The sequence below is a fragment of the Coprobacillus cateniformis genome (genome assembly GCF_009767585.1).
Classification (GTDB): Bacteria; Bacillota_I; Bacilli_A; order Erysipelotrichales; family Coprobacillaceae; genus Coprobacillus; species Coprobacillus cateniformis.
In genome coordinates, this window is sequence record NZ_WSNW01000014.1 from 1 (window position 1) to 997 (window position 997).

Annotated in this window: 2 protein-coding genes; one reads left to right on the forward strand and one right to left on the reverse strand. The window is 26.4% G+C overall.

Annotation, left to right across the window (positions count from 1 at the left end; all coding sequences use genetic code 11):
• Positions 1-109 precede the first annotated feature (109 nt).
• On the reverse strand, positions 110-358 hold the full coding sequence (locus GQF29_RS18115; protein WP_017144322.1) for a helix-turn-helix domain-containing protein: 249 nt from the start codon (positions 356-358) through the stop codon (positions 110-112).
• Between the two features lie 172 nt (positions 359-530).
• On the opposite strand from GQF29_RS18115, the gene GQF29_RS18120 reads away from it, so the two are divergent.
• The gene (locus tag GQF29_RS18120) at positions 531-806 is read left to right on the forward strand and encodes a hypothetical protein (protein ID WP_008788035.1); all 276 of its coding nucleotides are present in this window, start codon (positions 531-533) and stop codon (positions 804-806) included.
• Positions 807-997 lie beyond the last annotated feature (191 nt).

Consider the following 997-nt stretch of genomic DNA (forward strand, 5'->3'; position numbering starts at 1 on the left):
TATTTTGTTGAAAGAGTTGGAAACATCAGTTACATGAAACTGATCCAAAAAGATGATGATGAAAGTGAAATAAGCATTATAAGCTAATAAAAAAACAATGGCTATTAAGTTAGTCATTGTTTTCTTTTAAATCATTAATTGATAAAACATCAATTATGTTATTTTCATTATCTAGTATAGCAACTTTGTGATTTAGAGTGTTTGTATAGATGATTAAATCTTTTATATTAAAACGCGTTTCACAATCTCTTATTTTATTATTAAAACTGTTATAAGACATATTGAATTGTGTAGCTAAATCTTTTTGTGAGATTCCTTGCTTTGTTGATAATGCTTTTAATTTATTAAATATACTCAAAATAAATACCTCCTTTAACTTATTATATACTTTAAACATTTGATTATCAATCTAAAAAATAAAAAAATCAACGAAAGACGTTTAATATGTGTTGACAATTCCACGTTTAACGTGATATAATATAATTGTAAGGTAAAGGAAAAGCCAAAACAAAAAGACGGAGGTTATGAAAATGACAAAAAGAGAATTGCTATTGGAGTTAAAAAGATTGTTAGCAGAAAAGGGACTGTATAGTATTGATGGTATTAATTCAAACAGCAATAAAGCAGAGTTAAAAAATGCTATTGAATGCTTACAGTGTAGTGATGAAGAATTAGGATTGAGATTAGAAAAATTAAAACAAGTATATCCTAATATCTATAATTTAATTACTAGCAATGGAAAGGATAAAGAAAGTTTCAAATATCATTCATTCAATCGTTTATACGTTTACAATAAGGCAAATTAAAAAATAAGGTCAAGGCTCAACCCCAAATGAGCCTATCTTAAAAAAAGGAGATAAAAAATAATATGGAATACAAAATTCAATTAAGAAACCCAGTAACAAAAGAAAAAACAACTCTCACAGCTTATACCGAAGAAATGGCATTGAATATGATAGAACAATCTATCAAGGACGGCTGGAGAGTTAAAAATACA